This window comes from Streptomyces virginiae (assembly GCF_000720455.1).
Taxonomy (GTDB): domain Bacteria; phylum Actinomycetota; class Actinomycetes; order Streptomycetales; family Streptomycetaceae; genus Streptomyces; species Streptomyces virginiae.
This window is the reverse complement of the sequence record NZ_JOAK01000003.1, coordinates 201983-228908: the sequence shown is the minus strand read 5'-3', so window position 1 is coordinate 228908 and position 26926 is coordinate 201983. Positions and strand designations below refer to the sequence as shown.

Sequence of the window (26926 nt, the reverse complement as noted above, 5' to 3'; positions counted from 1 at the left end):
GCTCTCATGCGGAGACGGGAGCGGTGAAATCCGCCTTGACGTCGACGACGCCCGGTACGGTGCCGGCGGCGCGTACGACGACGTCCTCCATCGCGGGGTCCGGCAACGACCCGGTGAGGTAGGCGATGCCGTTGGCGACGTGGACGTGCACCTCGACGGGACCGTGTGCGTGGACGTGCGCTTCGGCGGGAACCTGCGGGAGCAGCTGGTACATGATCAGCTCGCGGATCTCGGCGCCGAGGTCCTCGTCCGGACGCAGGAAGACCTTGAGCAGGTCACCGCGGCTGACGACGCCGACGAGGCGGCCGTCGCCGTCGACCACGGGAAGGCGCTTGAGGTGTCTGCGGGCCATCAGGCGTGCCGCGGTGGGGATGGTGGCGTCCTTCGTGACGGTCACGGCCGGGCGGGTCATCAGCTGCTCGGCGGTGGTGTCGTGGGCCGTGTCGGTGCCTTGGGGCTTGAGCAGCAGGTCGGCTTCGGAGACGACGCCGACCACCTGTCCGTCCTGGGCCAGGACGGGGAGCGCGCTGACGTTCCACATCCGCAGCTCTTCCACGATGTCCTTGAACGCGGTTCCCCGGTCGACGGAGATCACGGCGTGAGTCATGACGTCCTCGACGTTGCGCAGGCGCTTCATTGTCTTCCTCCTCGACGGGACGGCCGGTACTCGCGATGGTGCGAGGGCGACCCTTCTGCTGGTAGGGCCGTCCGGGGCCCGAGGCGGCCCGGACGGCCCCGGTGGGCTCCGCCCGGGGGTGGTTCCGTGGAAGTGCGGAAAGGGTCCTTGCGAGGATGCGGAGAAGCGGCCGAGCGCCGTGCACCGCACCATCGGGATCCGCGAGAAGCGGGCGGACTCTTTCCGCCTTTGCTGCGTTCCTCGCACGGACGCTCACGGGTTTCCGCTCCTTCAGTCGTGGGCGATGACGGCCACGGGGGCCGCTGAGTGGTGCAGGACCGCGTGGGCGACCGAGCCGAGGTGCGCGCCGAGGGGAGAGCGGCGCAGATGGCGTCCCACGACGACGAGTCCCGCGCCCTGCGAGGCCCGGACGAGGTGTTCACCCGCCGATCCCATGAACACGTTGTGGCGGGCGTTCACGTCGGGGAACTTGTGCTGCCAGGGCAGCAGCGTGTCGCCCACCATGTGCGTGACGCTCCTGCCGATGTCCCGCTCGTTGTCCGGGTCGAAGAACGGGACGTAGCTGTAGGCAGTCGGCATCTTCCAGCCGTGCACGGCCCGCAGCGGGCAGTCACGGCGAGCCGCCTCTTCGAAGGCGAAGGCGAGGACCCGGTCGCACGCTTCATGGATGTCGACGCCCACGACGATCTCGGCGCCGGAGCCGGTGCCCGGCCCGTCCGGGTCGTCGGCGACGCGAACGAGGACGACCGGGGTGTCCGTGGCGACCGCAGTGGACATGGCCACCGAGCCCACGACGAATCCGACCAGGCCGCCCAGACCGCGCGAGCCCAGAACGAGCAGCCCGGCGTCGGCGGCCTCGGCCGCGAGGGCGGCTGCCGGCCGGGCCGTCAGGCAGCGGGTCGTGATCTCCAGGTTCTGGTGGCGCACGTGCAGTTCCTGCGCGGCTTCGGTCAGGGCCTGGTCCGCCCAGCGGTCGACGTCCTGGTGGCCCAGGCCGGGGAGCACAGGGTCCAAGGGCCAGTCGACGGCGTGCACGAGCCGCAGCGGCACCTTCCGCAGGACGGCCTCCCGCGCGGCCCAGCGTGCTGCCGCCCTGCTCTCCGGGGAGCCGTCAACTCCGACGGTGACGTGGTGTTTCATGGCTGCGCCTTCCTGCGTCCGGTCCGGCGCCCCGTCACCACGGCATCGCGTGGCGGGCATGGTCGGCGCGAGTGGTTGCCGTGTCGTCGGTCCGTGCGGTGACGTGCGATGCCACGGTGACGACCCCGTCGAGTTGCTCGACGAGGCCGAGAAGTGCGGTGAGCCGACTCCGGCGCTCGACATGGCCGTCCATGGCGACGACGCCGTCCACCACATGGACCTCGACATCACCGGCCGGCACACCGAGAGCCTCCACGAGGATCTCGTCGTTGATACGTCGTCGTATCTCGGAGTCGGGGCGCAAGAAGATGCGGAGCAGGTCCCGGCGGGTGACGATGCCGACGAGCCGGTCCTCCACGTCCACGACGGGGAGGCGTTCGATGCCCCGGCGGGTCATCAGCCGGGCGGCGTCAGCCACGGTCTCTTCAGCGCGGACAGTGACAGCGGGCGCGGACATGACGTCGCCCGCGGTGGGTGGCTCCGCCGCCGTGCCGTTCTGCCAGGAGGTATCGGGGCCAGGGCCCGCGTGGGCCAGCAGGTCCGTCTGCGACACGACGCCCACCACGCGGTCCTCGTCGTCCAGGACGGGGACTCCGGAGATGTCGTACTGGGCGAGGAGCTTCACCATGTCCTTGAAGGCGGTGCCCGGGGCTACGGAGACGACCTCGTCGGTCATGAGATCGGCCACCTTGATGTGCTTCATGAGGTCCTCCTGCTCCGCCGTGTCACGCGAGGCCGATGTCCGTTGTCGGGTGTGAACCCACCCTGTGTCGGCACCTGCCGGTGAGCGAGGGCCGAACGGTCCCGTCCCGGGGCCCGTAAGGACCCCAGGTGCCGAGCCCGGGACGACGGGGGACCTTTGGTCCCGTCCGCGGTCCCGGGCGGCCCTCTTCCCGAAGCGTCGACGGTGCCAGCGTGAAGGGTGTCCCTCATCGGCTTCTCGGTTGGGAGGAATCGTGGAAAGCACATTCCGTACGCCTGACACCAGCTCGGTCGTCGTCGGCGTGGACGGCTCGCAGTCGGCGCGCAGCGCCGCGCTGTGGGCGGCCCGGGAGGCCGTACGCCGGGACCGTCCCCTGCACATCGTCTATGGCGCCGACACCGACGGTCGGGCCCTGTACCTGTCGGCGGAGATCATCGAACGGGTCCGCGTCAACGGGCGGGAGCTCCTGGACGACACGGCGAAGGCCGTGTCGGCCGAGTACCCCGGGCTGAACGTGACCACCGAATTCAGCCGTGCGGGCGCAGTCGACAGCCTGCACCGGGCCGGCGCGCTCCACGGCACGATCGTGGTCGGCAACCGCGGCCTGGGCGGGTTCAACTCCCTCCTGCTCGGCTCGGTCGGCATGGACGTCGCGGCCGCCGCCATGACCCCCGTCATCGTCGTCCGCGGCATCGACGGGGCCGAGGAGACCGGTACCGTCCTCGCTGCCGTCCGTGACGAGCACGACCTCCTGTACGCCAAATACGCCGCCCGGGAAGCCGAGCTGCACAAGGCTTCCCTGCGGCTGCTCCATGTGTGGAACGTGCTGGAGTCCGTCGGCGAGGTGGTCACGATGCTCGACGGGGTCGACGCGATCGCAGGCGGGCACGCAGAGACCCTGCGGGCCGTCACGGGCGCGATCCGCGAGGAGTTCCCCGACCTGGACGTAGAGGCGGATGCGGAGAAGAGCACCTCCGTGGCCGGTGTCCTGGTCGAGGCGTCCCGCCATGCCGACCTGCTGGTCATGGGCGGCCGTCGGGTTCCCGGGCCCCTCGGACTCGCTCCCAGCCTGGGCAGAGCCACGCACACTCTGCTGCACCACGCCCACTGCCCGGTCCTCCTCATTCCCCGGACCGGCAGCGACTTCGGGAGCCGGTCATGACCAGCCACCGGACAGGGAGCCATGACATCGTCGTGGGTGTCGACCCGGAGCGGGACTGGCACCTCGCCCTGGCCTGGGCCGCCGACGAGGCACAACGGCGAAGGCTCCCGCTGCGCCTGGTGCTCGCGGTACCGCCCCAGCACGACACCCATCACGTCGACGACACCCCCGGCCAGACGGCCCTGCGGCAAGCCGGAGCCGACAGGCTCGGACAAGCCTGCAACTGGGTGCGCGACCGCCAACCCGAAGTGAGCGTCACCGGTGATCTGCTGGGGGGCTTCCCCGCCCCCGTGCTGGGCGGCGCTGCGCGAGAGGCCCGCATGATCGTCCTCGGCTCCCGGCGCCTGGGCCGCACCGCGGAGTTCTTCAGTGCCGGCTCGCTCGTGGTCCCCGTCACCGCCCAGGCCCGTTGCCCCGTCGTCGTCGTGGGCGACGCCGAGCACATCAGCCAGCAGCCGCCCTACGTCGTGGCGGGCATCGACGGCGGCGCGTCCGCCACGGCCGCGCTGGCCCTCGCCTTCGACGAGGCCGACCTTCGGGGTGCGGCACTGCGGGTCGTCTGTGTGTGGCAGCCGCCGCTCATCATGCTCGGCGACGAGGAGGTGGCGCTGCGAGCCCAGCGCACTCTGCTCTCCGAGGCCACAGCCGGCCTGTCCGAGAAGTACCCGGACGTGCACGTGACGCACGAGGTCCTCACCGGCCACCCCGTCGAGGAGCTGGCCAGGGCCGCCGAGCACGCCCTGTCCGTCGTCGTGGGCCGCCGCGGCACCGGCGGATACACCGGCATGCGGATCGGATCCGTCGTCCACGGTCTTCTGCACCGCGCACACTGCCCCGTGATCACCGTCCCGACCGGATGAGTGCGCCATGAGCGGCCGCGCGATCGACACGCCGCCTGTCGGCTCCCCGACCCCGACGGGGCTGACACAGGCCGAGGCCGAACGCCTGCTGGCCAGGTACGGCCGCAACGAGGTGGAACCGCCACGGCCCACACCGCTCCACCGTCGTGTGCTGGCACAGCTGCGCGATCCACTGATCATGGTGCTGCTCGGCGCCGCACTCCTGACCGTCGCGATCGGCGACCACCCGGACGCCGTCGTCATCGGCCTGGTGGTCGTCTTCAACACGACCGTGGGAGTGACCCAGGAAGTTCGGGCGGACCGCGCGGTCGCCGCGCTCTCCGCTCTCTCAGCCCCGCATGCCCGAGTACGGCGGGGCGGTGAAGCGCACGAAGTGGCGGCAGCGCTCGTGGTGCCGGGTGACAGCCTGCTGCTGGGCGAGGGAGACATCGTCGCCGCGGATGCCGATCTCACCGAGGCGTCCGCTCTCCTGATGGACGAGTCCATGCTCACCGGGGAATCGGAACCCGTCGCCAAGACCGCGGGTGACACGGTCAGCGCCGGCACCGTCGTGGTGCGCGGCCGGGGTGTCGCGACCGCCACGGCCACAGGATCCGCCAGTGCCCTCGGACGCATCGCAGCGCTCCTCGACGGAGAACACGAACCGACCCCGCTCCAGCGCCGCCTCGCGTCCCTCGGCCGCGTTCTGGCCGCCGTCACTCTCGCCCTGTGCGTGCTGTTCTTCGCCCTGGGGCTCGTACGCGGCCTCGAAGTGAGCACGATGGCGGTCACCGCCATCAGCCTGGCCGTCGCCGCGGTGCCCGAGTCCCTGCCCGCCGTCGTCACCCTTGCCCTCGCCCTCGGGGCCCGCCGCATGGCGGCCCGCAATGCCCTGATCCGACGCCTCCCGGCGGTCGAGACGCTCGGCTCGGTGAGTGTGTTGGCCACGGACAAGACCGGCACCCTCACGGAGGGCCGCATGGTCGTCCAGCACGTGTGGACTCCGGCCGGAGCAGCGGACCTCTCCGGCAGCGGATACGAACCTCACGGAGAGCTGACCCGTGCCGGACACGCCCTCACCCCCGAGCAGCTGCGCCCCCTGCAGGAGCTGCTCACCACGGCGGCCCTGTGCAACGACGCGAGCCTCAAGCCGCCCCGGAGCCGTTCCGACGTCTGGACGGCTGTGGGCGATCCCATGGAGGCCGCGCTGCTGGCAGCCGCTGCCAAAGCAGGCTGCCCCGACCCGACCGAGCTGCAACAGGCCCGTCCCCGGATCGGAGAAGCACCGTTCGACAGCCTGCGCAAACGGATGACCACCCTCCACCACCTGCCCAACGGCAACGTACTGGTCTGCCTCAAGGGGGCGCCGGAGACCGTCCTGGCCGCGACGGTCCTGGCCGACCCGCCCGAGGTCCTGGACCAAGCGCATCGGCAGGCAGCACGGCTGGCTGCCCACGGATTCAGGGTCCTGGCGGTAGCGGGCGCCGAACGACTCCAGTGGCACCCACCTGCTGCCGAGGCGGAACACGGCCTACGCCTTCTCGGCCTGGTCGCCATCAGCGATCCACCGAAAGCGACCGCCGCCGCCACCTTGGCGGCCTGTCGCGCCGCCGGCATCACCCCCGTCCTGATCACCGGAGACCACCCGGCGACGGCCCACGCCATCGCCGTGCGCACCGGCCTCGTCGAGGAAGGCCCGGCCGACGTGGTCGTCACCGGACCTGAGCTGGCCGCGGCACCGGACACCGATCTGACCGCGGTCCGCGTCTTCGCCCGGACCGATCCACAGCAGAAGCTGGACATCGTCCACGCCTGGCGGGCCCGCGGCGCAGTGACCGCCATGACCGGGGACGGCGTCAACGACGGGCCAGCCCTGCGCCAGGCCGACATCGGCGTCGCCATGGGCGCCCGCGGCACCGAGGTGGCCCGCCAGGCCGCCGACCTCGTCCTCACGGACGACGAGCTCTCCACCGTGGTCACTGCCGTCGAGGAAGGCCGCCGCGTCTACGACAACATCCGGCGCTTCCTCGTCTACGCCATGGCCGGTGGGGCCGCCGAGATCCTCGTGATGCTGGCAGGTCCCCTGCTCGGCCTGGCCCTGCCACTGCGGGCGGGGCAGATCCTGTGGATCAACCTCCTCACCCACGGCCTCACCGGTGTGGCGATGGGCGCCGAACCGGCCGCGCCGCAGGCCATGAGGCGCCCGCCCCGGCCGCCGGGACAGCACATCCTGGCCGCAGGCGTGTGGCAACGCCTCCTCGTCCTCGCTGCAGCCGTGACAGCATTCAGCCTGATCGCCGGCATGAGCGCGCGTGCCATGGGCCTGCCCTGGCAGAGCGTGCTCTTCCTGTCCCTGCTCGGGGCGCAGCTGGGCGTGGCCCTGGGGCTGCGGGCCCGGTTGCTCACCACCCGGAACCTCTTCCTCCCCGCCTCTGTGGCGGCCTCCGCCCTCCTCGCCATGGCCGCCCTGCACGTTCCCGCGCTGCAGTCGCTGCTGAGCACCCAGCCGGTCGGCTGGGCCGGCACAGGCCTCGCCACCGCGGCAGCCCTCGCGGCATTCGTCGCCGCCCGACTCCTGCGGGGCGCATTCCACAGAAAGGCATGACCATGAACGCGTACTCACCGGTCTACGGGCACGGAATCCACGCCGAGGTGGGTGACCAGATCGTCGTGGGCGGCCCCACCGTCGGAAAGCCGGGCCGAGACGGAGAAGTCATCGCCCTGCACCATCAGGACGGCACCCCTCCCTACGACGTGCGCTGGTCCGACACCGGCCGTACCACCGTGTTCTTCCCCGGCCCGGACGCCCACGTCCGGCACCTCCACGATGAAACCGGCACGCCGCGACACGAGGAGAGGCCGTACGGAGCAAGGGCCCGCTGAGCGGGAGGGCCGGGCCACCCGGCCGGAGATACCGTGGAATCGATGGCGCTCTCGCCATCGATTCCGGCCGGAGGTGGGGATGAGCGCAGCCGATCAGCCCGTCGGCCCGAGCGCAGGCGAGCACCCCACCAGCAGTGGTGTTCCCCGGCTGCGGCTCGACGAACTCCTGGATGAGCTGCAGGTACGGATCAACGAGGTCAGGGGCACCCGGGACCGGCTGAACGGGCTGCTCGAAGCCGTAATGTCGGTGGGCCGGGAACTCGACCTGCCGCAGGTCCTACACGGCATCGTCGAGGCCGCCGTGGTGCTCGTGGACGCCGAGTACGGGGCCCTCGGAGTCATCGGGACCGACAAGAAGCTGGCCGAGTTCCTGCCCGTCGGCATCAGTGACGAACTGCGCGGGCGGATCGGGGACCTGCCCTCCGGCCACGGCATCCTCGGCGAGCTGATCCGCCACCCCGAGCCCCTGCGGCTGTCGGAACTGTCCGAGCACCCTGCCTCGTACGGGTTCCCGGCCCACCACCCGCCGATGCACTCCTTCCTCGGAGTCCCCATCCGGATCCGCGAGGAGGTCTTCGGCAACCTCTATCTGACCGAGAAGCGCGGTGGAGTCGAGTTCGACGCCGAGGACGAGGCGGTCCTGTCGACCCTCGCGGTGGCGGCCGGCATCGCCATCGAGAACGCCAGGCTCTTCGAAGGTCTCCGGTTGCGTGAGCGCTGGCTGGAGGCCAGCGCGGACATCACCAGCGCCCTGCTCTCCGGAGCACCCGAGGACGACGTGCTCGAAGGCATGCTGGAGCGGGCCAAGGACATCACCGCCGCCGACATGGGCGTCTTCTACCTGCTGGGCTCCGCCGGTGAGCTGCGGGGCTCCCTCGCCCTCGGAGAGGGAGCAGAGGCTCACCGCGGAATCGTCCTGCCCAGCACCCAGGGAACTCTCGCCGAGGCCGCTCTGGCCCGCGACGGCCTCATCACGGTCCCCGACGTGGCGACCGACGAGCGCGTCACCGTCCAACCCGAGAGGTGGACCGGCTTCGGCCCGGCCGTGGCCGTCACCGTCGGCACCAAGGAAAGGCTCAGCGGCGTCCTGATGCTCGCCCGGCGGCACGGCCGCCCCGGGTTCGCCACCGCCGAGATCGCCGCGCTGCCGGGGTTCGCGGGCCAGGCCGCCCTCGCGCTCGAGCTTGCCGGCCGGCGCCGCGACGCCGAGCAGATGAGCCTGCTGGAGGACCACGACCGCATCGCCCGCGACCTGCACGACCTCGCCATCCAGCGGCTCTTCGCCACCGGCATGACCCTCCAGAGCGCCCAGCGCTTCGTCGACCACCCCGAGGCGTCCGAACGGCTCACCCGCGCGGTGGACGACCTGGACGCCACCATCAAGATCATCCGCTCCACCATCTTCGGACTCCGCGAGCACGAGACCCCCGGTCAGGCATCCAAGGTGCGCTCCCGCCTGGTCCAGGCGATGGACGAGGCCGCGGCAGCCCTCGGCTTCGCCCCGGCCCTGCGGATGGAGGGACTGATCGACACCGACGTACCGTCGGCCGTCGCGGACGAGGCCCTCGCCGTGGTGGGGGAAGCACTCACCAACGTCGCCCGCCATGCCGAGGCCACACGGGCGGAAGTCTCGATCGCCGCAGCCGCCGGAAACCTGACCATCACCGTGACCGACAACGGCATCGGCCTGCCCGAGAACGGCCGGCGCAGCGGACTTCGCAATCTGGCAGAGCGTGCCGAAAGGCTGGGCGGCCGGATGGAGGCCTCAGCGCGGGGTGACGGCAAGGGAGGCACGTACCTGGAGTGGCAGGTACCCCTGGCTCCCCCCTCGCGGTGATCGTCACCGTCGTCGCTAGTGCTTCGCCGTCCCGGTGTCGTGCTCGTGCACCTGGGCGGCGATCACGGCCGCCTGGACCCGCCGCTCCACGCCGAGCTTCCCCAACAGCCGCGAGATGTGGTTCTTGACAGTCTTCTCGGACAGGTAGAGCTGCTTGGCGATCTGCCGGTTGGTGAGGCCGTCTCCGATGAGTTCCAGAACGGCCCGCTCGCGTTCGGACAGAGCCGCCAGCCGGGCGTCCTCCGGCTCCTTCGCCGCCTCGGGGTCCCGCAGGGAGTGCATCAGACGGGCGGTCGTGGCCGGGTCCAGCATGGACTGCCCGGTCGCCACCGTTCGTACGGCGGAGACCAGGTCGGAGCCCTTGATCTGCTTCAGCACGTATCCGGCGGCACCCGCCATGATCGCGTCCAGCAGGGCGTCCTCGTCGTCGAAGGACGTCAGCATCAGGCAGGCGAGGCCGGGCATGCGGGAGCGCAGCTCCCGGCAGACGGTGATGCCGTCGCCGTCGGGGAGCCTCACGTCGAGCACGGCCACGTCCGGGCGCAGCGCCGGCCCGCGGGCCAGTGCCTGCTCGGCCGTGCCCGCCTCGCCGACGACGGTGATGTCCGGCTCGGCGTCCAGGAGGTCGCGCAGCCCGCGCCGGACCACCTCATGGTCGTCGAGGAGGAACACCTTGATCGGCGCCCCGGCGGAGGCGTTCGAAGCATCGGACATGATCGCCCCTGGTTCGTTCCCTGTGACGCATTTCCATCCGAATTGTCTCAAGAAGGCGTGCAACGCACCCCGCGACCGCAGGAAGGCATCAGGCGGCGACGGCGCCGTCCAGCTCCATCCGGACGTCCACGACGCCCTCGACCGCGCGGATCGCCCGCGCGAGAAGGGGAACCAGGGCCCGGTCCCGCAGCGGCCCGCGCAGAGTGACAACCCCGTCCTGTACGGCGAAGTCCACGCTCAAGCCCGGTGTCAGCTCGGTGAGGACGCTCTGGCGGATCTCCTCCTCGAGCTCCTCGTCGGGTCGCAGGAACACCTTGAGGAGGTCACTGCGGCTGACCACGCCTTCCAGCATGCCGAGCGCGTTCACCACGGGCAGGCGCTTGACGTGCTTGCGGGCCATGATCCGGGCGGCTTCGGCGACGGGCGCGTCGGGGTGCACGGTGATCGCCGGGCTCGACATGAGCTCCTCGGCCAGCACCCCGCCGGCCTTCGACGCTTCCTCCAGCTGATCGGGCAGGGTGGGGTCCGTGCGTCGGAACTCCTCCTTCGGCAGCAGGTCCGCCTCCGAAACGACTCCGACGACCCGGCCTTCGCCTTCCAGGACGGGGACCGCGCTGACCTTCCACTCGTGCATCAGCTCGACGATCTCCTTGTAGGACGCCTCCCGGCCGATGGCGACGGCGGTGTGCGTCATGACATCACTGACGGTGTAGCGGGGTGCGGGCATGACCGCTCCTTCGCGGTGGGGAGGATCAGAGGAAACTGCCGCTGCCGTAGGGCGCGTACAGGTCGAGAAGACGCACGCGGGCGGCTTGCAGCCGGTTGGCGAGGACCTGCCCGACCCAGTGGCCCAGGGCGGAGCCGAAGGCGGCGTCGGCGTCCATCAGTGCCCGTACGCGCTCCGCGTCGAACTCGTACGCGCGGACGGGCGTCATCGCCTCGGCGCCCAGGCGCCAGGAGTAGGGCTTGAAGAGCCACGAGCAGCCGACCAGCTGCCCGGCGCCGAGGCTCTCGATGACCGCGGCGCGCCGCCCGGGCACGTGGACGTCCAGGGTGACGGTGCCGGACCGGACGATCCAGAACCGGTCGGCGTGGCCGCCCTCGCGGAAGAGACGCGTCCCTTCCTCGAAGTTGACCTCTCGGGCCAGTTCCATCAGACGGGAGCGGCAGTCGGCGGGCAGCGCCTCGGAGATACGGGTGGGTGATGGGGTGCTCATGGACGGCCTCCTGTTCGAGTCCGTCTTCAGTCTTGGTGGTTCCGCCGGTTCCGAGCATGGGCCCTGTGGTCCCGTCCAGGGGCCGATCGGCCCCTGCCCGAGATCGGCGCACGCGGAGATCCTGGCAGCAGACGGCCCGTTCACGGGCTTCGCCCCTGTCCGACCGGCAGGCGCGCGACACACGGGAAGGCACGGCATGGAGACCAGGGGTGTCCGCCTCCCTCACCATGCCGTCCATCCGGATCGCGGCCTGTTCGCTCGACGAAGGACGTCCACGATGAAAAGCCACCCGGCCGGTGCGACCACCGGTTCGTCTCCCGTCGGTGCGCCGGGACGGCAGATGGAAGAGCTCAGCGCCGACGAGGCGCTGCACCTGCTGGGCACCGCCGAACTGGGCCGGATCGTCTTCACACGTCACGCGCTGCCCGCCGTACGCCCGGTCAACCACGTTCTCGATGCCGGCGACATCATCGTCCGCGTCCAGGACGGATCGACGCTGGCGGCGCTGCTCGCGACCCAGCAGGGTGCGGGCGTGGTCGTCGCCTACGAGGCCGACGACATCGATCCGGGTGAACACCTGGGCTGGAGCGTGGTCGCCACCGGCTACGCCACCGCTGTCACCGACCCGGAAGAGATCGAGCGGTACGTGCGCCTCCTGGAGCCCTGGGCCGCAGGCAGCGCATCGGGGGCGATCCGGATCCGGCCCGACCTGGTCACCGGCTTCCGTTTGCGCGAGGGCGGCCCGTAGCGCCGCCTGTTCGCGCGCTTCACCTCCACGGGGCCCTTCGCACGTCACGATGGTGCGGCACACGCCCGCAGGAGTTCCGGAGGTGCCATGCCGAAGCGCGGTCGGACCACGGCGGTCCCGCCTGCTTTCCGCGGATACCGCGGCTCCTGGCTCCGGGGTGACGCGCTGGCCGGCATCACGGTCGCCGCCTATCTGGTACCGCAGGTCATGGCGTACGCCGGCGTTGCCGGACTGCCGCCGGTCGTCGGTCTCTGGGCCGCCCTCCCGGCCATGGTCCTCTACGCCCTCAGCGGGTCGTCCCGACTGCTGTCCGTGGGACCGGAATCGACCACCGCCCTCATGACCGCCGTGGCCGTGGGCCCGCTGGCGACCGGCGATCCCGCCCGGTACGCGCTGCTCTCGGCGGCCCTGGCCGTCGTGGTCGGCCTGCTCTGCCTCGCCGCGTGGGCCGTCAAACTGGGCTTCCTCGCGGATCTCCTCTCCCGGCCGGTCCTCGTCGGGTACCTGGCCGGGGTCGCCCTGATCATGATCGTGGACCAGCTTCCCCGCCTCACCGGGACCAGCGGCAGCGGATCGGGCTTCTTCCCTCAGCTGTTGTCCTTCCTCCGTCACCTCGGTGACGTGCACCGGCCCACGGCCGTGCTCGCCGCCGGGTGCCTCGCCCTTCTGTTCGCCCTGCCCCTGCTGTGGCGTTCGCTGCCCGGGCCCCTGGTCGTGCTGGCGCTCGCCACCGCCGCGGTGGCGGGCTTCGCCCTCGACGCGAACCACGGCATCAACGTCATCGGAGTCGTCCCGACGGGCCTTCCGGGCTTTGCCCTGCCCGATCCGTCGGACTACGCCGACCTGGTCCTGCCCGCCGTCGGAGTGCTCCTCGTCGGGTATTCGGACGTCGTCCTGACCGCGCGCGCCTTCGCCCGCCACGACGATCCGCATCCCTTGGCGGCCAACCGCGAGCTTCTGGCGCTCGGTGTGTGCAACATCGGCGCCGGCGTCCTGCACGGCTTTCCCGTCAGCAGCAGCGCCAGCCGCACCGCCCTCGCCGACTCCGCGGGCGCCCGCACCCAGGCGTACTCCCTCGTCGGCGCCGTCTGCGTGGCCGCCGTCCTGCTCTTCCTGGGACCGCTGCTGGCCCACACCCCGACCGCCGCCCTCGGCGCCATCGTCGTCTACGCCGCCGTACGCCTGATCGAAGTGGGCGAATTCCGCAGGCTGGCATCCTTCCGCCGCCGCGAGTTCCTGCTGGCCCTCGGCTGCGGACTCGGCGTCCTCACCCTCGGCATCCTGTACGGCGTACTGCTCGCCGTGGCGCTGTCCGTCGCCGAACTGCTCACCAGGGTCGCCCGCCCCCACGACGCGGTCGAGGGCATGGTGCCCGGTCTGGCCGGCATGCACGACATCGACGACTACCCGACCGCGCGCACCATTCCCGGTCTCCTCATCTACCGGTACGACTCACCGCTGTTCTTCGCCAACGCCGAGGACTTCCGCCGCCGGGCGCTGGCCTCGGTGGCGGTCCAGGACGAACCTGTCCACTGGTTCGTCCTGAACACCGAGGCCAACGTCGAGGTCGACATCACCGCCCTCGACGCCGTCGAGGCCCTGCGCTCCGAACTCACCCAACGGGACATCGTCTTCGCCCTCGCCCGCGTCAAGCAGGACCTGCGCCGCCCCCTCGACGCCTACGGCCTGACAGCCGCAGTCGGCCAGGAGCGCATCTTCCCCACGCTCCCCACAGCCGTTGCCGCCTATCGCGACTGGCAGCGCGCCACGGGCCACGATCCAGCCCTCTGACCAAGTCTCCGAGAGGTAGGACGCCGCCCTGAGCATTCGCTTCATCATCGGCGCCGCGGTGGCCGAGACCCAGTGTCATGGCGCGGACCTCCGTTGCCGACCGCCGGGTCGCCGCGCCGAAGAATGCGGCGATCGGTTCCGGCAGCTCGATCAGGAACTCGGCGGGCAGCCGAGGTGCCGTCACGGGTCTGCGTCCCTCGGCACCGCCGCACTCTCGACGAGCACGGTGAGCGGTGCCAACCGGCCTGCTTAAGTGCCCACCCAAAAGGCTGGTCACATCCTGTCAGCGGCGGACGCGGGGCATGCCCAGGCCTATCCAGGAGATGATCTCGCGCTGGATCTCGTTGTTGCCGCCGCCGAAGGTGAAGATGACCGCGCTGCGGTAGCCGCGTTCGAGCTCGCCGTGCAGGACCGCGCCGGCGGAGCCGTCCTTGAGGGGGCCGGCGGCGCCGACGATCTCCATCAGCCAGGCGTAGGCGTCGCGGCGGGCCTCGGAGCCGTACACCTTGACCGCGGAGGCGTCCTGCGGGGTGAGGGTGCCGGCCTCGACCGCGTTCACCATCTGCCAGTTGAGCAGCTTCATCGCGTCGAGGCGGGCGTGGGTGCGGGCCAGCCTGCCGCGGACCCAGGACAGGTCGATGACGCGGCGGCCGTCGGCGAGCTTCGTCGACGCGGCCCAGCGCTGGACGTCGTGGAGGGCCCGGATGGCCATCGTGCCGTGCGCGGCCAGGGTGACGCGCTCGTGGTTGAGCTGGTTGGTGATCAGGCGCCAGCCCTTGTTCTCCCGGCCTACGCGGCGGGCGGCGGGGACGCGGATGTCCTCGTAGTAGCTGGCCGTCGTGTCGTGGGAGGCCAGGGTGTTGATGAGGGTGCAGGAGTAGCCGGGGTCCGAGGTCGGGACGAGGAGCATGGTGATGCCCTTGTGCGCGGGGGCGTCCGGGTCGGTGCGCACCGCGAGCCAGACCCAGTCGGCGGTGTCGCCGTTGGTGGTCCAGATCTTCTGTCCGTTGACGACGTAGGTGCCGGTCTCCTCGTCGCCCTCGCGGACCGCCTTGCACTTGAGCGCGGCGAGGTCGGTGCCGGCGTCGGGCTCGCTGTAGCCGATGGCGAAGTCGATCTCCCCGGAGAGGATCCTGGGCAGGAAGTAGGCCTTCTGCTCGTCGGTGCCGAACTGCATGATGGTCGGCCCGACGGTGTTGAGCGCCATCAGGGGAAGCGGTACGACCGCCTGCGCCGCCTCGTCGAAGAAGATGAACTGGTCCATCGGGGTCATCCCGCGGCCGCCGTACTCCTCGGGCCATCCGACGCCGAGCCAGCCGTCGGAGCCGAGCCTGCGGATGGTCTCGCGGTAGAACCGCTTCTGCGCGGCCGGGTCCTCGTAGCGGGCGTAGACGTCCTCAGGGACCAGCTCGGCGAAGTAGGCGCGCAGCTCGGCGCGCAACTGCTGCTGCTCAGGCGTGTATTCGAGGTGCACGGCCCCTCCGGGAATCTCGCGGCCACAACGGGTTCGCTGCGATGGCGGCGGTCAGATTAGAACCTGTTGCAAGAATTCGGAAGGACCCGCGCGGCGGCCGTTCGGCTCCGGCGGCCATACTTCGACCCATGACGAGCCCACTGAGCAGAGCGGAATTCTTCGTCGACCCCGCGCGTGAGGCCCGCTTCGGCGGCCCCGCCACCGGCGGGGAACGGCCCATGCTGGCCGCCTTCCTGGCCGACCACCGGGCGACGCTGGAGCTGAAGTGCGCCGGGCTGGGAACCGAGTTGGCGCGGCGGTCGGTGGAACCGTCGACGCTCTCGCTGCTCGGGCTGGTGCGGCACATGGCCGACGTGGAGCGCCGCTGGTTCCGGAAGGTCCTGGCCGGTCAGGACGCCCCGCCCCGCTTCTCCTCCGAGGAGGATCCGGACGGTGACTTCGACGGCGCCCTGCCCGACGACCCCGGCGCCGTCGAGGCGGCGTGGGAGGCCTGGCGCGCCGAAGTGGCCTTCGCCGAACGCTTCGTCGCCGAGGCGCCCGACCTGGACGTCGAGGGCGACGACGTGTGGCGCGGCAGGGTGTCCCTGCGCTGGGTGCTGATCCACATGGTCGAGGAGTACGCCCGGCACAACGGGCACGCCGACCTGCTCCGCGAGCGGATCGACGGGGCCGTGGGCATCTGATTCAGGTGTAGAGGTACAGGAGGTCGAAGCGGACGAGGTCCCGGGCCGCGTCGAAGTGGTACTCCCCCGACGGGTGCCCCTCCGCCCCCTCGCGGTTGGCGTACGCGTCGAACTGCGGGCTGTGCTGCCAGGCCGCGCCGCCCGGCGCGTACGGCTCCAGCTCGGCGGGCAGGGCGGACGGCGCGGCGCCCCCGGGCGCGAAGGCGTACTCCGCCCTGCCCGTGATCGCCGCCGCCCCGCCGGCCGCGAGGCGTGCGATGCCGACCAGCCGGATCCTGGAGTCGGGGCCCGGGACGGTGCGGCTGCCGCCGGGGGGTTCGTCGATGTCGTAGCCGAGCCAGTGCGCTTCGGCCAGGGGCCCCACGTACGGGCCGAAGCGCGCGTTCAGGGGCTCCAGATCGGTGCGCACCTGCGGCCCTGGCTCGGCCGGCCCGGGCCACACGGCGTAGGCCGTACCCGCGCCGACGGTCAGCAGCGGGATCCCGGCGAGCAGCAGGAAGCGCCTGCGGTCGGTGCGTCCCCGCTGTGTGTCCACGTCCGCCCCCCGGTGCCCTTCAGTTCAGGGCGCCGATCATAGCCGTGGCCGTCGCCGTCATCGCCGTGCGGGCCGCCCTCAGGTACGGCCGGGGGTCCGCCGGGGTGAGGTGGGTGCGGATGGCCTCCGTCATGGCCAGGTTCAGCGCGGTGCCGATGTTGACCTTGCGGATGCCTCCCGCGACGGCCGCCGCGAGCTCGGAGTCCGGCAGCCCGGACGAGCCGTGCAGGACGAGCGGTACGTCCACCGTCTTGGCGAGCCTCGCCAGCAGCGCGTGGTCGAGGGCGGCGGTCCGGCTGGTCATCGCGTGGCTGCTGCCGATGGCGACGGCCAGTGCGTCGACCCCGGAGTCGGCGACGAACCGCCGCGCCTCGTCGGGGTCCGTACGGGCGCCGGGCGCGTGCGGGTCCGGCGGGGCGGCGCCGTTCTTGCCGCCGACCTCACCGAGTTCGGCCTCGATCCACAGCCCGTTGGCGTGCGCCCAGTCGGCGGCCGAGCGGGTGGCCTCCAGGTTCTCGGCGTAGGGGAGCTGCGCCGCGTCGTACATCACCGAGCTGTATCCCGCGTCGCACGCCTGCCGCAGCAGCTCGGGGCTCTTGACGTGGTCGAGGTGCAGGCCGACGGGGACCGCTGCCGCCTCCGCGCAGGCGGCGGCGGCCCGGGAGATCGGCAGCAGCCGTCCGTCGCGGAACTTCACCGCGTTCTCGCTCAGTTGGAGGATGACCGGCAGACCGGCCGCCTCGGCGCCGGCGACGACGGCTTCGGCGTGCTCCAGCGTGATGATGTTGAAGGCGGCGACGGCGCGGCCGCTGCCGGAGGCCTCCCGGACGAGCGCGCCCGCGCAGACGAGGGTCATCGGACCGCCTCCTCGCCGGTGGAGAGGATCACCGAGCGGGTCAGGTTGCGGGGGGCGTCGGGGTCCAGCCCCCGGTCGGCCGCGACGGCGAGGGCGAGGCGGTGCACACGGACCAGTTCGGCGAGCGGGTCGAGGCGCCCGGCGACCCATTGGCCGCCCGTCCGGCGGACCTGTTCGGCGAGTCCTTCGGGGGCTTCGTCGAGCGACCAGGTGACGGTGCCGGGCCCGGAGACGCTGACCGGCCCGTGCCGGTACTCCATGGCCGGATAGGACTCGGCCCAGGACAGCGAGGCCTCCCGCATCTTCAGGGCCGCCTCGTGGGCGAGCCCGACGCTCCAGCCGCGGCCGAGGAAGGTGAACTGGCCCCGGCTCGCGAGCTCCGCGGGGAGCGGCTCGTCGAGGGCGGTGCGGGCGTCGGCGACGACAGCGGGGCTGTGCAGCCCGACGTGGGCGCGCAGCAGGGTCAGGGCGGTGGTCGCGAAGCGGGTCTGCACGACGGACTGTTCGTCCGCGAAGTCGAGGACGACGATCTCGTCCGCGAGCGCCGTCACCGGGGTCGCCGGATCGCCGATGACGGCGGTCGTGGGCACGCCCGCGTCCCGCAGCGCGGCCAGCAGGTCCAGGACCTCGGTGGTGGTGCCGGAGCGGGTCAGGGCGACGACCCGGTCGTAGCGGCGGTGGCGGGGGAACTCCGAGGCGGGGAAGGCGTCGGTCTCCCCCTGCCCGGCCTCCTCGCGCAACACGGCGGCCGCCTGGGCCATGTAGTACGAGGTCCCGCACCCGACGATCGCGGTACGCTCCCCCGGCTGCGGCAACACCGCCCGCCGGGCCGGGGCCAGTTCGGCGCTCCGCTCCCAGCATGCGGGCTGCGTGCCCAACTCGTACGCGACGTGACTCATACAGGCTCCCTCGTGCGACAGACGGGTCTGAATGCGTTTTGCGTGGTGCGCCATGCGTTTTCCTGCAAGGTATCGGGCACTTTCGCGCAACTTCAAGCAACCACGGGGTGATCTGCTGAGTTAGTGTCGCCGGGTGGCCCGACGATGGCCACGGGGCGAGCACGGGACGAGCACGGGAGGGGACGGCCGATGACCCGCAAGGAGCGCTGGCAGACACTGCTGGACCTGCTGGTGGAGCGGGGCGAGCTGGAGGTGGAGCCGGCGGCCGAGGCCCTCGGGGTGTCCGCCGCGACCATCCGCCGCGACCTCGACCAGCTCGCCGAGCAGCAGCTGCTGGTCCGCACCCGCGGCGGGGCGGTGGTGCACGGCGTCAGTTACGAACTCCCCCTGCGCTACCGGACGTCACGGCGTGCGGCCGAGAAGAGCCGGATCAGCGAGGCCGTCGCGGCGCTGATCACCCCCGGCGAGGTGATCGGCCTGACGGGCGGCACCACGACCACGGAGGTGGCGCGGGCCCTGGCCGGCCGTCCGGACCTGGCCCAGGGCTCGCCGGCGCTCACCGTGGTCACCAACGCCCTCAACATCGCGGGTGAACTGGTGATCCGGCCGCAGTTCAAGATCGTGCTGACGGGCGGCGTCGCACGGCCCCAGTCGTACGAGCTGACGGGGCCGCTCGCCGAACAGGTCCTCGGGCAGCTCGCGGTGGACACGGCGGTGCTCGGCGTGGACGGCTTCGACCCGCAGGACGGGGCGGCGACCCGGCACGAGGACGAGGCCTCGGTCAACCGCCTCCTGTGCGAACGCGCCCGCCGGGTGGTCGTGGCGGCGGACTCCAGCAAGCTGGGCGTGCGCGCCTTCGCCCGCATCTGTGCGACGTCGTCCGTGCACGTCCTGGTGACGGACACCGGCCTCGCCCCGGCGGTGGCCCGCGCCTTCACCGCGGCGGGGGTCGACGTGGTCACGGTGTGAGCGGGCGGCCGGGACCGCCCCCTCAGTGGGCCGGCAGGCGCTCCGACTCCCGGACCAGTGCCGCCAGTACGGGGGCGATCAGCGGGTGGGTCTCGGCGCCGCGGCGGGTCGCCGCGAACACCCGGCGGGTGGCGGCCGGCCCGGCGACCGGCCGGACCTGCACTTCCTTGAGGTCCATGCCGCGCAGCGCGGAGCGCGGTACGAGGGCCACCCCGGCCCCGGCCCCGACCAGCGCCGTCACGGCGCGGAAGTCGTCGGAGGAGTGCGCGAACCGCGGCTGGAACCCGGCCAGTTCGCACGCGAGCAGGGTCACGTCGTGGCACGGGTTGCCGGGGTACTGGCCCACCCAGTCCGAGTCGGACAGGTCCGCCAGCGACACCGCGGGCAGGTCGGCCAGCGGGTGCCCCGCGGGCAGTACCGCGTCGAAGGGTTCCGCGTAGAGCGGGAGGACGGAGAGCCGGCCGTCGTCGGCGCCCGGCGCGCCCCGGTACTCGACCGCGAGCGCGAGGTCGGCCTCGCCGTCCAGGAGCAGCGGCAGGCTCTGGTCGCCCTCCGCGTCACGCACCCGCAGCCGGATCCCCGGGTGGTCGAGCGCGAGGCGGGCGATCGCGGGTGCGAGGACCTCGGCGATGCCCGTCGCGAAGGCGGCGACCGTGACCTCGCCGCCGGCGCCCTCCGCGTACGCCGCGAGTTCGGCCTCCGCCCGCTCCAGCTGCGCGAACACCTCGTGGGCGTGGCCGAGCAGGATCTCCCCGGCCGCGGTCAGCCGTACACCGCGGCCGCTGCGGGTGAGCAGCACGTGGCCCGTCTCCTGTTCCAGCGCCGCGAGCTGCTGGGAGACGGCGGAGGGGGTGAGGTAGAGGGCTGCGGCCGCGGCGGTCACCGTACGGTGGTCCGCCACGGCCCGCAGGATGCGCAGCCGGCGGGGGTCGATCACCCCTCCATGATGTCAGCCCTGAGCAGCGGAAAGCGCCGCGCGGGCGTCGACGAAGGCGGCCACCGCGCGCTCCACGTCGGCCGTGGAGTGGGCCGCGGAGAGCTGGACGCGGATGCGCGCGGCGCCCATCGGCACCACCGGGTAGGAGAAGCCGATCACGTAGACGCCGCGCTCCAGGAGCAGCTCGGCCATCCGGCCGGCCTCCGCCGCGTCGCCGATCATCACCGGGGCGATGGCGTGGTCGCCGGGCAGGATCTCGAAGCCGGCCTCGGTCATCTTCGTGCGGAAGAGCGCGGTGTTGGCGGCGAGGCGTTCGCGCAGGTCACCGGCCGATTCCAGCAGGTCGAGGACCTTGAGGGAGGCGGCCGCGATGACCGGGGCGAGGGAGTTGGAGAAGAGGTACGGGCGCGAGCGCTGGCGCAGCAGTTCGACGATCTCGGCGCGGGCGGCGACGTAGCCGCCGGAGGCGCCGCCGAGGGCCTTGCCGAGGGTGCCGGTGATGATGTCGACGCGGTCCATGACGCCGTGCAGCTCCGGGGTGCCGCGGCCGCCGGGGCCGACGAAGCCGACCGCGTGGGAGTCGTCGACCATGACCATGGCGTCGTAGCGCTCGGCCAGGTCGCAGATCTCCTGGAGGGGGGCGACGTAGCCGTCCATGGAGAAGACGCCGTCGGTGACGATCAGCTTGCGGCGGGCACCGCCCTCGGTGGCCTCCTTCAGGCGCGTCTCCAGCTCGGCCATGTCGCGGTTGGCGTAGCGGAAGCGGCGGGCCTTCGACAGGCGGATGCCGTCGATGATGGAGGCGTGGTTGAGGGCGTCGGAGATGACCGCGTCCTCGGCGCCGAGGAGGGTCTCGAAGACGCCGCCGTTGGCGTCGAAGCAGGAGGAGTAGAGGATGGTGTCCTCCTGGCCGAGGAAGGCCGAGAGCCGCGCCTCCAGCTCCTTGTGCACCTCCTGGGTGCCGCAGATGAAGCGGACGGAGGCCATGCCGTAGCCCCAGCGGTCCAGCGCGTCCTTCGCGGCCGCGACGACCTCGGGGTGGTCGGCCAGTCCCAGGTAGTTGTTGGCGCAGAAGTTGAGCACCTCACCGCCGGTGCCGGCGCCGCCCGAGGTGACGGCGACGGCCGCGCTCTGCGGGGTGCCGATGACGCGCTCGGGCTTGTGCAGACCGGCGGAGCGGATCTCGTCGAGGGTGGTGCGGAGGTCGTCGCGGACGGTCTCGAACATGCTGCGTTCTCCTTGTGCGGCGGAGGGGGCCGGGCCCCGCGGAGGGGGGAGGGTTTGCGGGGCCCGGCCGGAGGGAGATGGTTCGGTGGGACGGTGGACGGCCGGTGTTACGCCGTCCAGTCCAGGATGATCTTGCCGCTGCGGGCGGTCGACGCCTCGTCGAAGGCGGCCTCGAAGTCGCGGTGGGAGTAGCGGCCGGTGATGACGGGGCTGAGGTCGAGCCCGCCCTCCAGGAGCACCGTCATCGCGTACCAGGTCTCGAACATCTCACGGCCGTAGATGCCCTTGATCGTGATCATCGAGGTGACGACCTTCGCCCAGTCGACGGGGAACTCCGTCGCCGGCAGGCCCAGCATGGCGATCCGGCCGCCGTGCGTCATGTTGTCGATCATGTCGCGCATGGCCTCGCCGCGCCCGGACATCTCCAGGCCGATGTCGAAGCCCTCGCGCAGGCCGAGCTGCGCCTGCGCCGCTGCGATCGAGGACTCGGCGACGTTCACGGCGAGCGTGGCGCCCGCCTTGCGGGCGATCTCCAGCCGCTCGGGGCTCACGTCGGTGATGACGACGTTGCGCGCGCCGGCGTGCTTGGCGACGGCGGCCGCCATGATGCCGATCGGGCCGGCGCCGGTGATCAGTACGTCCTCGCCGACCAGCGGGAAGGACAGCGCCGTGTGCACGGCGTTGCCGAAGGGGTCGAAGATCGCGGCGACGTCCAGGTCCACGGCCGTGCGGTGCACCCACACGTTCTGCGCGGGCAGGACCACGTACTCGGCGAAGGCGCCGTCGCGGCCCACGCCGAGCCCGATCGTGCTGCGGCACAGGTGGCGGCGGCCGGCGAGGCAGTTGCGGCACTTGCCGCACACCAGGTGGCCCTCGCCGCTGACCAGCGCGCCCAGCTCGATGTCCGTCACGTCCGCGCCGACCGCCGCGACCTCGCCGACGAACTCGTGGCCGAGGACGAGGGGGGTCTTGACGGCGCCCTGCGCCCAGCCGTCCCAGGAGCGGATGTGCAGGTCGGTTCCGCAGATGCCGGTGCGCAGCACCTTGATCAGCACGTCGCCGGGGCCGTACTCGGGCTCCGGGACGTCCATGAGCCACAGGCCGGGCTCGGCTTTGTGCTTGACGAGTGCCTTCATGGGTGGCTCCAGGCATGCGGAAGGGGGCGCCGTGAGCGTGCGGGGCTCGGGCGGCGTCGGTGACGGGCACCAATCTGCCGATCTCCGTGGTGATCAGTCCATCTAGACTTTCTTAAACGGGCCGACAGCGCAGCTTCACGAGCGTGTCTTCACGCCTATGCTCCTCCCTTGACGGGGCAGGGAAAAGGGGAGGTGAGGGGCGTGCCGAGTCTGCGCAGCAGGGCGCTTTCGGTCGCCATGGTCGCGGCGGGACGGCGAAGACGGTTCGCGAGCGCCGAGGCGGTGCGGGCCCGGGTGGCGGCGGCGGCCCGCCGGCCCGCGTCGCATCTGCCGCCGCGCCGGCTGGGCCGGGTCGCGGACATCTCCCGGACCTTCGTCGGTGCCTGGCCGGTGTACGACGTGTCCCCGCTGGGAGCCGAGCCGTCGGCGCAGGTGCTGTACGTGCACGGCGGCGGCTACGTGGGCGAGCTGGAGCGCCGGCACTGGGAGCTGGTGCGGACCCTGGTGACGCGGGCCAGGGCGCGCGTCGTCGTGCCCGCGTACATCCTGGCTCCGCGCGGCACCGCGGACCGGACCGTCCCGGTGGCCACCGACCTGCTGAGCGGGCTGATCGCGGGCGGCGGTGACGGCGGGACGGTGCTCATCGGCGACTCGGCCGGGGCCGGGCTGGCGCTGGCGGCCGCGCAGCGCCTGCGCGACCGCGACGGCGAGCAGCCTTCACGGATCGTGCTGGTCTCGCCCTGGCTGGACGTGACGATGAGCCATCCGGACCAGGCGGCGATCGAGGAGGCCGATCCCGTGCTGACCCGTGCGGGGCTGGCCGAGGCCGGGCGGCTGTACGCGGGGACGCTGGCCGCCGAGGACCCCTTGGTGAGCCCGCTGCGGGGGACGTTCGGGGGGCTCGCGCCGCTGACGGTCTTCAGCGGGACCCGGGACGTGCTCGCGACGGACAGCCGGGAGCTGGTGCGCCGGGCCCGTGCGGAGGGGACCGAGGTGGAGTTCCACGAGGCGGTGGGGCTGGCGCACGTGTACCCGCTGCTGCCGGTGCCCGAGGGGCGGGCGGCGCGGGACAGGATCGTCGAGCTGGTCAGGTCCGCGGCCCAGCTGTGAGGCCCGCTACGCCGTACAGGTCATCAGGGAGCTGATCGGCCAGGCGCGGTAGGCCGTCCAGTAGGCGTCGTCGCGTACGGGGTCGGCGGGCGGCGTCCGGTTCGGCTGCCAGCCGACGGTGACGAAGCCCGCCTCGACGGCCGCCTCGGCGAGGTCGGCGTGGGCCCATTCGCGGAACTCGAACGGCACGGGCGGCTCGGTCAGCAAGTGGGCCTTCAGCAGGGGCGCGTCGCCGTCGCGGACCCGGTCGAGGATGCGGACCCCGTACGGCGACCAGTCCACCCGCGGGAACGCCCCGGCGTTGGGCACGATGGCGAGCAGCCGGCCGCCGGCGCGGAGGTTGGCGCGGACGGACCGGAACATCGCGTGCAGGGTCCGGCGGTCGGGCGCGTAGCTGAACACGTAGGCGGCGGTGGCGAGGTCGAAGGGGCCGAGGTCGGGCAGGCCGGCCGCGTCGGCGACGAGGTACTCGACGTCGGGGCGGCCCTTCGTGGCCTCGTGTTCGCGGGCCAGCCGGATCATCTCCTCCGAGACGTCCACGCCCACGGTGCGCCGGGCCCCGCCGCGGGCCAGCAGCCGGGTGTTGTAGCCGTATCCGCAGGCCAGGTCGAGGGCGTCGAGGCCGCGCAGCCCGCCGAGCGCGTCGAGGGCCCCGTGCAGGGTGTAGGTGTCGGCCGCGGAGAAGGCCGCCGTGCTCTTGGACTCCGCGTAGCGCTCGCCGATGGTGTCGTACTGGAACCGCATGCTCTGCCTTCCGGGGGCCGGCCGGGGGGTGGGACGCGTGCGTATCGTGCCCCGCGGCGCGGACGGAGGGCCGCCCGCACACCCGTACGTCCCCCGGACGAGGGAAGCGGTCGGCCTATCGCGGACCGCCTACGGGTGCGGCTCGGACCGTGTCGTCATGAGTTCGCGGGCGCGGTCGCGCAGCCAGGCGTGCGCCGGGTCCGCGTCGTGGCGCGGGTGCCAGGCCATGCCGAAGGGCAGCGGGGGCAGGTCGAGGGGGATCTCGAAGGTCTCCAGGCCCAGCGCGGCGGCGAGCGGCACGGCCCGGGCGGTCAGCAGCCCCACGAGGTCGCTCTCGCGCAGGACGAACAGGGAGGCGGGGAAGCTGCCGACGCTGCCCACCACTCGCCGGGACAGCCCCTGTTCGCCGAGGGCGGTGTCCACCGGGCCTTCCAGGCGGCCGCGCCGGGAGGCGATGAGGTGGTCTGCCGCGGCGAAGCGGCGCGCCGTGGGGCGGCCGCGCAGCAGCGGGTGGCCGGGGCGTACGACGGCCACCATCCGCTCGTCGTAGAGGTGCTCGACGTGGACCTCCGGCGAGCGGGTGTCGATGACGCCGAGTTCCAGGTCGGCGACGCCTTCGCGCAGCGCGGGCACCTCCACGTGGCTCTCGGCGAGGAACCTCAGCCGCACCCCGGGCGCCTCGCGGGTCACCCGGCTGAAGAGCGCGGCCCCGGTGACGGCGGTGAAGGCGTCGTTGGCCAGCACGGTGAAGGTGCGGGTGAGGGTGGGCAGGTCCACCTGGCCGCCGCTGAGGAAGAGGGCCCGGGCCCGTTCCACGACCGAGCGGACCTCGCCCCGTACGGCGAGCGCGTGCGGGGTGGGCACCATGACCCGCCCGGCCCGGACCAGGACCGGATCGCCGAGGGCCTTGCGGATCCGGCCGAGGGTGCGGCTCATGGCGGGCTCGGACAGGTGCAGGCGCGCCGCCGCCCGGGACACGCTCGACTCCTCCAGGAGCACGTCGAGGGCGACGAGGAGATTCAGGTCGAGCCCGGATTGCGTCACACGCATGGATCCCTTGCACAACTTGCACTGGAAAGCAGGTCACGCCAACTCTACGGTGAATCAGGGGGGATGAGCACCGCTCTTCCCGTTCCCACTCCCTCTCGATTCCCGACTCCCAGGAGGAGCCGTGCTCCGCCATGCCGTCCCGCGGGACCCGACGGTCGACCCGACCGCGCCATCCCTCTCCCGGCCCGCCCTGTTCGTCCTGTGCGCCTGCGTGCTGACCGCCCAGGCCCTGGTCGCCGCCGTCAACCTGCTGATCCCGCAGCTCGCCGCCTCCGACCTGCGCCCGGACCCCGGCGAGCTGCTGTGGTCGGTGGACGCCTACGTCGTCGTCTTCGCCGCCCTGCTGATCCCCGCCGGGGCGCTCGGCGACCGCCACGGCCGCAAGGGCGCCCTGCTCGCCGGGCTCGGCCTCTTCGTCGCGGGCGCGGCCGTCAGCGCGCTCGCCCCGGTCCCGGCCGTACTGATCGCCGGGCGCGGCCTGTGCGGGGCCGGCGCGGCCCTGATCATGCCCGCCACGATGTCGGTCCTGATCCACCTGAGTCCGCCGCAGGCCCGCGGCCGGGCCCTGGCCACCTGGACGCTCGCCGTGGGCCTCGGCGGACTGGCGGGCAACGTCGGCGGCGGCCTGGCCGGCGAGTACCTGACCTGGCGGGCCCTGTTCTGGACCGTCGTCCCGCTCGGCGCGCTGCTCGCCGTCGCCGTGGCCCGTACGGTCCCCCGTACTCCCTCGCGGCCCGACGCGGCCGTCGACCCCCTGGGCACGGTACTGCTCACCGGAGCACTGGTCGCGGTGGTCTACGGGATCATCGAGGGGCCGGCGTACGGCTGGGCCTCGGCCCGCGTGCTGACCGCCTTCGCCGCGGGCGCGGTACTCCTCGCCGCCTTCACCGGACACGCGCTGCGCGCCGCCCGCCCGCTGCTGGACCCGCGGATCTTCGCCTCGCGCAGGCTGCGCGCCGGGACGCTCGGCATCGGCGCCGGCTTCTTCGGGATGTTCGCGCTGTTCTTCGTCAACGCGCAGTACCTGCAGTACGCGAAGGGGTTCTCCGCGGCCGGGGCCGGTCTCGCGATCGTCCCGCTGACCGTCGGGATGGCCCTGCTGCCCCGGTTCGGGGCGCGGCTGGAGGAGCGCACCGGGCCCCGGCTGCCGGTGGGCGCCGGGCTCGGCCTGATCGGGGCGGGCCTGCTGCTGGTCTCCACGGCCGACGCGGGCACCCCGTACGCCCTGTACGCGCTCTACCTGCTGGTCCTGTCGGCCGGCGCGGGCCTGTCCGCGCCCTCGCTGACCCTGACGGTGGTCGGCGCGCTGCCCGCGCACCAGGCCGGGCTCGGCTCCGGTCTGAACACGGCGGCCAGGGAGGTCGGGGCCGCCCTCGGCGTGGCCGTGGTGGGTACGGTGCTGGCCTCCCGCTTCCACGGGGACGCGCAGGATCCGGTCCAGGTCGCCGCCTTCACCGAGGCGATGGGGACCGCGCTGCGCACGGTGGCCGTGGTGCTCCTGCTCGCGTCGGCCGCGGTGGTGGCGGGGCTGCGCGGAACGGGCCGGCGCGGCCCCGGACCAGGCCCGCGGGAGCGGCCCGAACGGCCTCGGCGCCGGGATGCCGATGCCGTCGCCGATGGCGCATCCTGACTGTG

25 protein-coding genes and 1 pseudogene are annotated in these 26926 nt (G+C 72.5%); 11 read left to right on the top strand and 15 right to left on the bottom strand.

The genetic code is table 11. The features are described 5' to 3' along the window. Window positions 1–4 precede the first annotated feature (4 nt). From IG86_RS0106355 to IG86_RS0106345, 3 genes are all read right to left on the bottom strand, one after another. Entirely contained in the window at window positions 5–637 is a 633-nt protein-coding gene (locus IG86_RS0106355) for a CBS domain-containing protein (protein WP_030895379.1), read from the bottom strand. Between the two features lie 270 nt (window positions 638–907). Next, window positions 908–1777 carry a universal stress protein gene (locus IG86_RS0106350; protein WP_030895376.1) on the bottom strand — a complete coding sequence of 290 codons (870 nt, stop codon included), beginning with the start codon at window positions 1775–1777 and terminating at the stop codon, window positions 908–910. 34 nt (window positions 1778–1811) lie between these two features. Further along, complete coding sequence (locus IG86_RS0106345; RefSeq protein WP_030895373.1) at window positions 1812–2480, bottom strand: CBS domain-containing protein; 669 nt, start codon at window positions 2478–2480, stop codon at window positions 1812–1814. A 253-nt stretch (window positions 2481–2733) separates the two neighbouring features. Between IG86_RS0106345 and IG86_RS0106340 the strand changes: the two genes are divergently transcribed. The 5 genes and pseudogenes from IG86_RS0106340 to IG86_RS0106320 all read left to right on the top strand — a co-directional run bounded on the left by IG86_RS0106340 (window position 2734) and on the right by IG86_RS0106320 (window position 9201). Next, window positions 2734–3642 carry a universal stress protein gene (locus IG86_RS0106340; RefSeq protein ID WP_030895370.1) on the top strand — a complete coding sequence of 303 codons (909 nt, stop codon included), beginning with the start codon at window positions 2734–2736 and terminating at the stop codon, window positions 3640–3642. Next, a complete protein-coding gene (locus IG86_RS0106335; protein WP_030895366.1) occupies window positions 3639–4502 on the top strand; it encodes a universal stress protein in 864 nt (287 codons plus the stop codon). The genes IG86_RS0106340 and IG86_RS0106335 overlap by 4 nt, the downstream gene beginning before the upstream one ends. A gap of 7 nt (window positions 4503–4509) precedes the next feature. Then, window positions 4510–7086, top strand: coding sequence for a cation-translocating P-type ATPase (locus IG86_RS0106330; RefSeq protein ID WP_051784997.1), 2577 nt, complete (start codon window positions 4510–4512; stop codon window positions 7084–7086). A 35-nt stretch (window positions 7087–7121) separates the two neighbouring features. After that, window positions 7122–7325 (top strand): annotated as a pseudogene (locus IG86_RS45280) (DUF1918 domain-containing protein); the annotation flags it as partial. Window positions 7326–7443: 118 nt separating this feature from the next. Then, a complete protein-coding gene (locus tag IG86_RS0106320; protein ID WP_244305792.1) occupies window positions 7444–9201 on the top strand; it encodes a sensor histidine kinase in 1758 nt (585 codons plus the stop codon). 15 nt (window positions 9202–9216) lie between these two features. Here IG86_RS0106320 and IG86_RS0106315 read toward each other — a convergent pair whose 3' ends face one another. From IG86_RS0106315 to IG86_RS0106305, 3 genes are all read right to left on the bottom strand, one after another. Further along, window positions 9217–9915, bottom strand: coding sequence for a response regulator (locus IG86_RS0106315; RefSeq protein WP_030818433.1), 699 nt, complete (start codon window positions 9913–9915; stop codon window positions 9217–9219). 88 nt (window positions 9916–10003) lie between these two features. Then, complete coding sequence (locus IG86_RS0106310; RefSeq protein ID WP_030818435.1) at window positions 10004–10642, bottom strand: CBS domain-containing protein; 639 nt, start codon at window positions 10640–10642, stop codon at window positions 10004–10006. Window positions 10643–10667: 25 nt separating this feature from the next. Next, window positions 10668–11132 carry a Crp/Fnr family transcriptional regulator gene (locus IG86_RS0106305; protein ID WP_030895355.1) on the bottom strand — a complete coding sequence of 155 codons (465 nt, stop codon included), beginning with the start codon at window positions 11130–11132 and terminating at the stop codon, window positions 10668–10670. Between the two features lie 340 nt (window positions 11133–11472). Here IG86_RS0106305 and IG86_RS0106300 point away from each other — a divergent pair, with 340 nt between their 5' ends. Next, window positions 11473–11880, top strand: a complete 408-nt coding sequence (locus IG86_RS0106300) for a pyridoxamine 5'-phosphate oxidase family protein (RefSeq protein ID WP_234316019.1) — start codon at window positions 11473–11475, stop codon at window positions 11878–11880. Between the two features lie 87 nt (window positions 11881–11967). After that, a complete protein-coding gene (locus tag IG86_RS0106295; RefSeq protein ID WP_030895351.1) occupies window positions 11968–13671 on the top strand; it encodes a SulP family inorganic anion transporter in 1704 nt (567 codons plus the stop codon). A 283-nt stretch (window positions 13672–13954) separates the two neighbouring features. Here the strand turns inward: IG86_RS0106295 and IG86_RS0106290 are convergent, their stop codons facing one another. Next, the gene (locus tag IG86_RS0106290; RefSeq protein ID WP_030818443.1) at window positions 13955–15145 is read right to left on the bottom strand and encodes an acyl-CoA dehydrogenase family protein; all 1191 of its coding nucleotides are present in this window, start codon (window positions 15143–15145) and stop codon (window positions 13955–13957) included. Window positions 15146–15273: 128 nt separating this feature from the next. On the opposite strand from IG86_RS0106290, the gene IG86_RS0106285 reads away from it, so the two are divergent. Further along, complete coding sequence (locus tag IG86_RS0106285; RefSeq protein WP_030895349.1) at window positions 15274–15828, top strand: DinB family protein; 555 nt, start codon at window positions 15274–15276, stop codon at window positions 15826–15828. 1 nt (window position 15829) lies between these two features. Here IG86_RS0106285 and IG86_RS0106280 read toward each other — a convergent pair whose 3' ends face one another. The 3 genes from IG86_RS0106280 to IG86_RS0106270 are packed head-to-tail and all read right to left on the bottom strand — an operon-like array spanning window position 15830 to window position 18118. After that, window positions 15830–16363 carry a hypothetical protein gene (locus IG86_RS0106280; RefSeq protein WP_030895347.1) on the bottom strand — a complete coding sequence of 178 codons (534 nt, stop codon included), beginning with the start codon at window positions 16361–16363 and terminating at the stop codon, window positions 15830–15832. 19 nt (window positions 16364–16382) lie between these two features. After that, window positions 16383–17219, bottom strand: coding sequence for a class II fructose-bisphosphate aldolase (locus tag IG86_RS0106275; protein ID WP_030895344.1), 837 nt, complete (start codon window positions 17217–17219; stop codon window positions 16383–16385). Then, the gene (locus IG86_RS0106270; RefSeq protein ID WP_030818451.1) at window positions 17216–18118 is read right to left on the bottom strand and encodes an SIS domain-containing protein; all 903 of its coding nucleotides are present in this window, start codon (window positions 18116–18118) and stop codon (window positions 17216–17218) included. The genes IG86_RS0106275 and IG86_RS0106270 overlap by 4 nt, the downstream gene beginning before the upstream one ends. A 189-nt stretch (window positions 18119–18307) precedes the next feature. On the opposite strand from IG86_RS0106270, the gene IG86_RS0106265 reads away from it, so the two are divergent. Further along, window positions 18308–19087 carry a DeoR/GlpR family DNA-binding transcription regulator gene (locus tag IG86_RS0106265; RefSeq protein WP_030818453.1) on the top strand — a complete coding sequence of 260 codons (780 nt, stop codon included), beginning with the start codon at window positions 18308–18310 and terminating at the stop codon, window positions 19085–19087. A 22-nt stretch (window positions 19088–19109) separates the two neighbouring features. On the opposite strand, the gene IG86_RS0106260 is transcribed toward IG86_RS0106265, so the two are convergent. The 3 genes from IG86_RS0106260 to tdh all read right to left on the bottom strand — a co-directional run bounded on the left by IG86_RS0106260 (window position 19110) and on the right by tdh (window position 22387). Continuing rightward, window positions 19110–20024, bottom strand: coding sequence for a LysR family transcriptional regulator (locus tag IG86_RS0106260; RefSeq protein ID WP_030653790.1), 915 nt, complete (start codon window positions 20022–20024; stop codon window positions 19110–19112). Window positions 20025–20036: 12 nt separating this feature from the next. Further along, the gene (locus tag IG86_RS0106255; protein WP_030818455.1) at window positions 20037–21251 is read right to left on the bottom strand and encodes a glycine C-acetyltransferase; all 1215 of its coding nucleotides are present in this window, start codon (window positions 21249–21251) and stop codon (window positions 20037–20039) included. Between the two features lie 107 nt (window positions 21252–21358). Next, on the bottom strand, window positions 21359–22387 hold the full coding sequence (gene tdh, locus IG86_RS0106250; RefSeq protein ID WP_030818457.1) for an L-threonine 3-dehydrogenase: 1029 nt from the start codon (window positions 22385–22387) through the stop codon (window positions 21359–21361). Between the two features lie 201 nt (window positions 22388–22588). Between tdh and IG86_RS0106245 the strand changes: the two genes are divergently transcribed. Then, window positions 22589–23497 (top strand): alpha/beta hydrolase fold domain-containing protein, encoded by a 909-nt coding sequence (locus IG86_RS0106245; RefSeq protein WP_037847304.1) that lies wholly within the window; start codon window positions 22589–22591, stop codon window positions 23495–23497. A gap of 6 nt (window positions 23498–23503) precedes the next feature. Here IG86_RS0106245 and IG86_RS0106240 read toward each other — a convergent pair whose 3' ends face one another. Both IG86_RS0106240 and IG86_RS0106235 read right to left on the bottom strand, forming a co-directional pair. Further along, complete coding sequence (locus IG86_RS0106240) at window positions 23504–24241, bottom strand: class I SAM-dependent methyltransferase (RefSeq protein WP_030818461.1); 738 nt, start codon at window positions 24239–24241, stop codon at window positions 23504–23506. Window positions 24242–24370: 129 nt separating this feature from the next. Further along, entirely contained in the window at window positions 24371–25291 is a 921-nt protein-coding gene (locus tag IG86_RS0106235; RefSeq protein ID WP_030895337.1) for a LysR family transcriptional regulator, read from the bottom strand. Window positions 25292–25412: 121 nt separating this feature from the next. Here IG86_RS0106235 and IG86_RS0106230 point away from each other — a divergent pair, with 121 nt between their 5' ends. After that, entirely contained in the window at window positions 25413–26921 is a 1509-nt protein-coding gene (locus IG86_RS0106230; RefSeq protein WP_051784995.1) for an MFS transporter, read from the top strand. Window positions 26922–26926: the final 5 nt, after the last annotated feature.

What these genes read in the sequence shown, in the direction of transcription:
- IG86_RS0106295 (WP_030895351.1), top strand. Translation starts at nt 11,968, where the DNA reads ATGCCGAAGCGCGGTCGGACCACGGCGGTCCCGCCTGCTTTCCGCGGA.
- IG86_RS0106275 (WP_030895344.1), bottom strand. Translation starts at nt 17,219, where the DNA reads ATGACCCTCGTCTGCGCGGGCGCGCTCGTCCGGGAGGCCTCCGGCAGC.
- IG86_RS0106265 (WP_030818453.1), top strand. Translation starts at nt 18,308, where the DNA reads ATGACCCGCAAGGAGCGCTGGCAGACACTGCTGGACCTGCTGGTGGAG.
- IG86_RS0106235 (WP_030895337.1), bottom strand. Translation starts at nt 25,291, where the DNA reads ATGCGTGTGACGCAATCCGGGCTCGACCTGAATCTCCTCGTCGCCCTC.
- IG86_RS0106300 (WP_234316019.1), top strand. Translation starts at nt 11,473, where the DNA reads ATGGAAGAGCTCAGCGCCGACGAGGCGCTGCACCTGCTGGGCACCGCC.
- IG86_RS0106270 (WP_030818451.1), bottom strand. Translation starts at nt 18,118, where the DNA reads ATGAGTCACGTCGCGTACGAGTTGGGCACGCAGCCCGCATGCTGGGAG.
- IG86_RS0106330 (WP_051784997.1), top strand. Translation starts at nt 4,510, where the DNA reads ATGAGCGGCCGCGCGATCGACACGCCGCCTGTCGGCTCCCCGACCCCG.
- IG86_RS0106305 (WP_030895355.1), bottom strand. Translation starts at nt 11,132, where the DNA reads ATGAGCACCCCATCACCCACCCGTATCTCCGAGGCGCTGCCCGCCGAC.
- IG86_RS0106345 (WP_030895373.1), bottom strand. Translation starts at nt 2,480, where the DNA reads ATGAAGCACATCAAGGTGGCCGATCTCATGACCGACGAGGTCGTCTCC.
- IG86_RS0106315 (WP_030818433.1), bottom strand. Translation starts at nt 9,915, where the DNA reads ATGTCCGATGCTTCGAACGCCTCCGCCGGGGCGCCGATCAAGGTGTTC.
- IG86_RS0106350 (WP_030895376.1), bottom strand. Translation starts at nt 1,777, where the DNA reads ATGAAACACCACGTCACCGTCGGAGTTGACGGCTCCCCGGAGAGCAGG.
- IG86_RS0106335 (WP_030895366.1), top strand. Translation starts at nt 3,639, where the DNA reads ATGACCAGCCACCGGACAGGGAGCCATGACATCGTCGTGGGTGTCGAC.
- tdh (WP_030818457.1), bottom strand. Translation starts at nt 22,387, where the DNA reads ATGAAGGCACTCGTCAAGCACAAAGCCGAGCCCGGCCTGTGGCTCATG.
- IG86_RS0106240 (WP_030818461.1), bottom strand. Translation starts at nt 24,241, where the DNA reads ATGCGGTTCCAGTACGACACCATCGGCGAGCGCTACGCGGAGTCCAAG.
- IG86_RS0106255 (WP_030818455.1), bottom strand. Translation starts at nt 21,251, where the DNA reads ATGTTCGAGACCGTCCGCGACGACCTCCGCACCACCCTCGACGAGATC.
- IG86_RS0106320 (WP_244305792.1), top strand. Translation starts at nt 7,444, where the DNA reads ATGAGCGCAGCCGATCAGCCCGTCGGCCCGAGCGCAGGCGAGCACCCC.
- IG86_RS0106355 (WP_030895379.1), bottom strand. Translation starts at nt 637, where the DNA reads ATGAAGCGCCTGCGCAACGTCGAGGACGTCATGACTCACGCCGTGATC.
- IG86_RS0106310 (WP_030818435.1), bottom strand. Translation starts at nt 10,642, where the DNA reads ATGCCCGCACCCCGCTACACCGTCAGTGATGTCATGACGCACACCGCC.
- IG86_RS0106285 (WP_030895349.1), top strand. Translation starts at nt 15,274, where the DNA reads ATGACGAGCCCACTGAGCAGAGCGGAATTCTTCGTCGACCCCGCGCGT.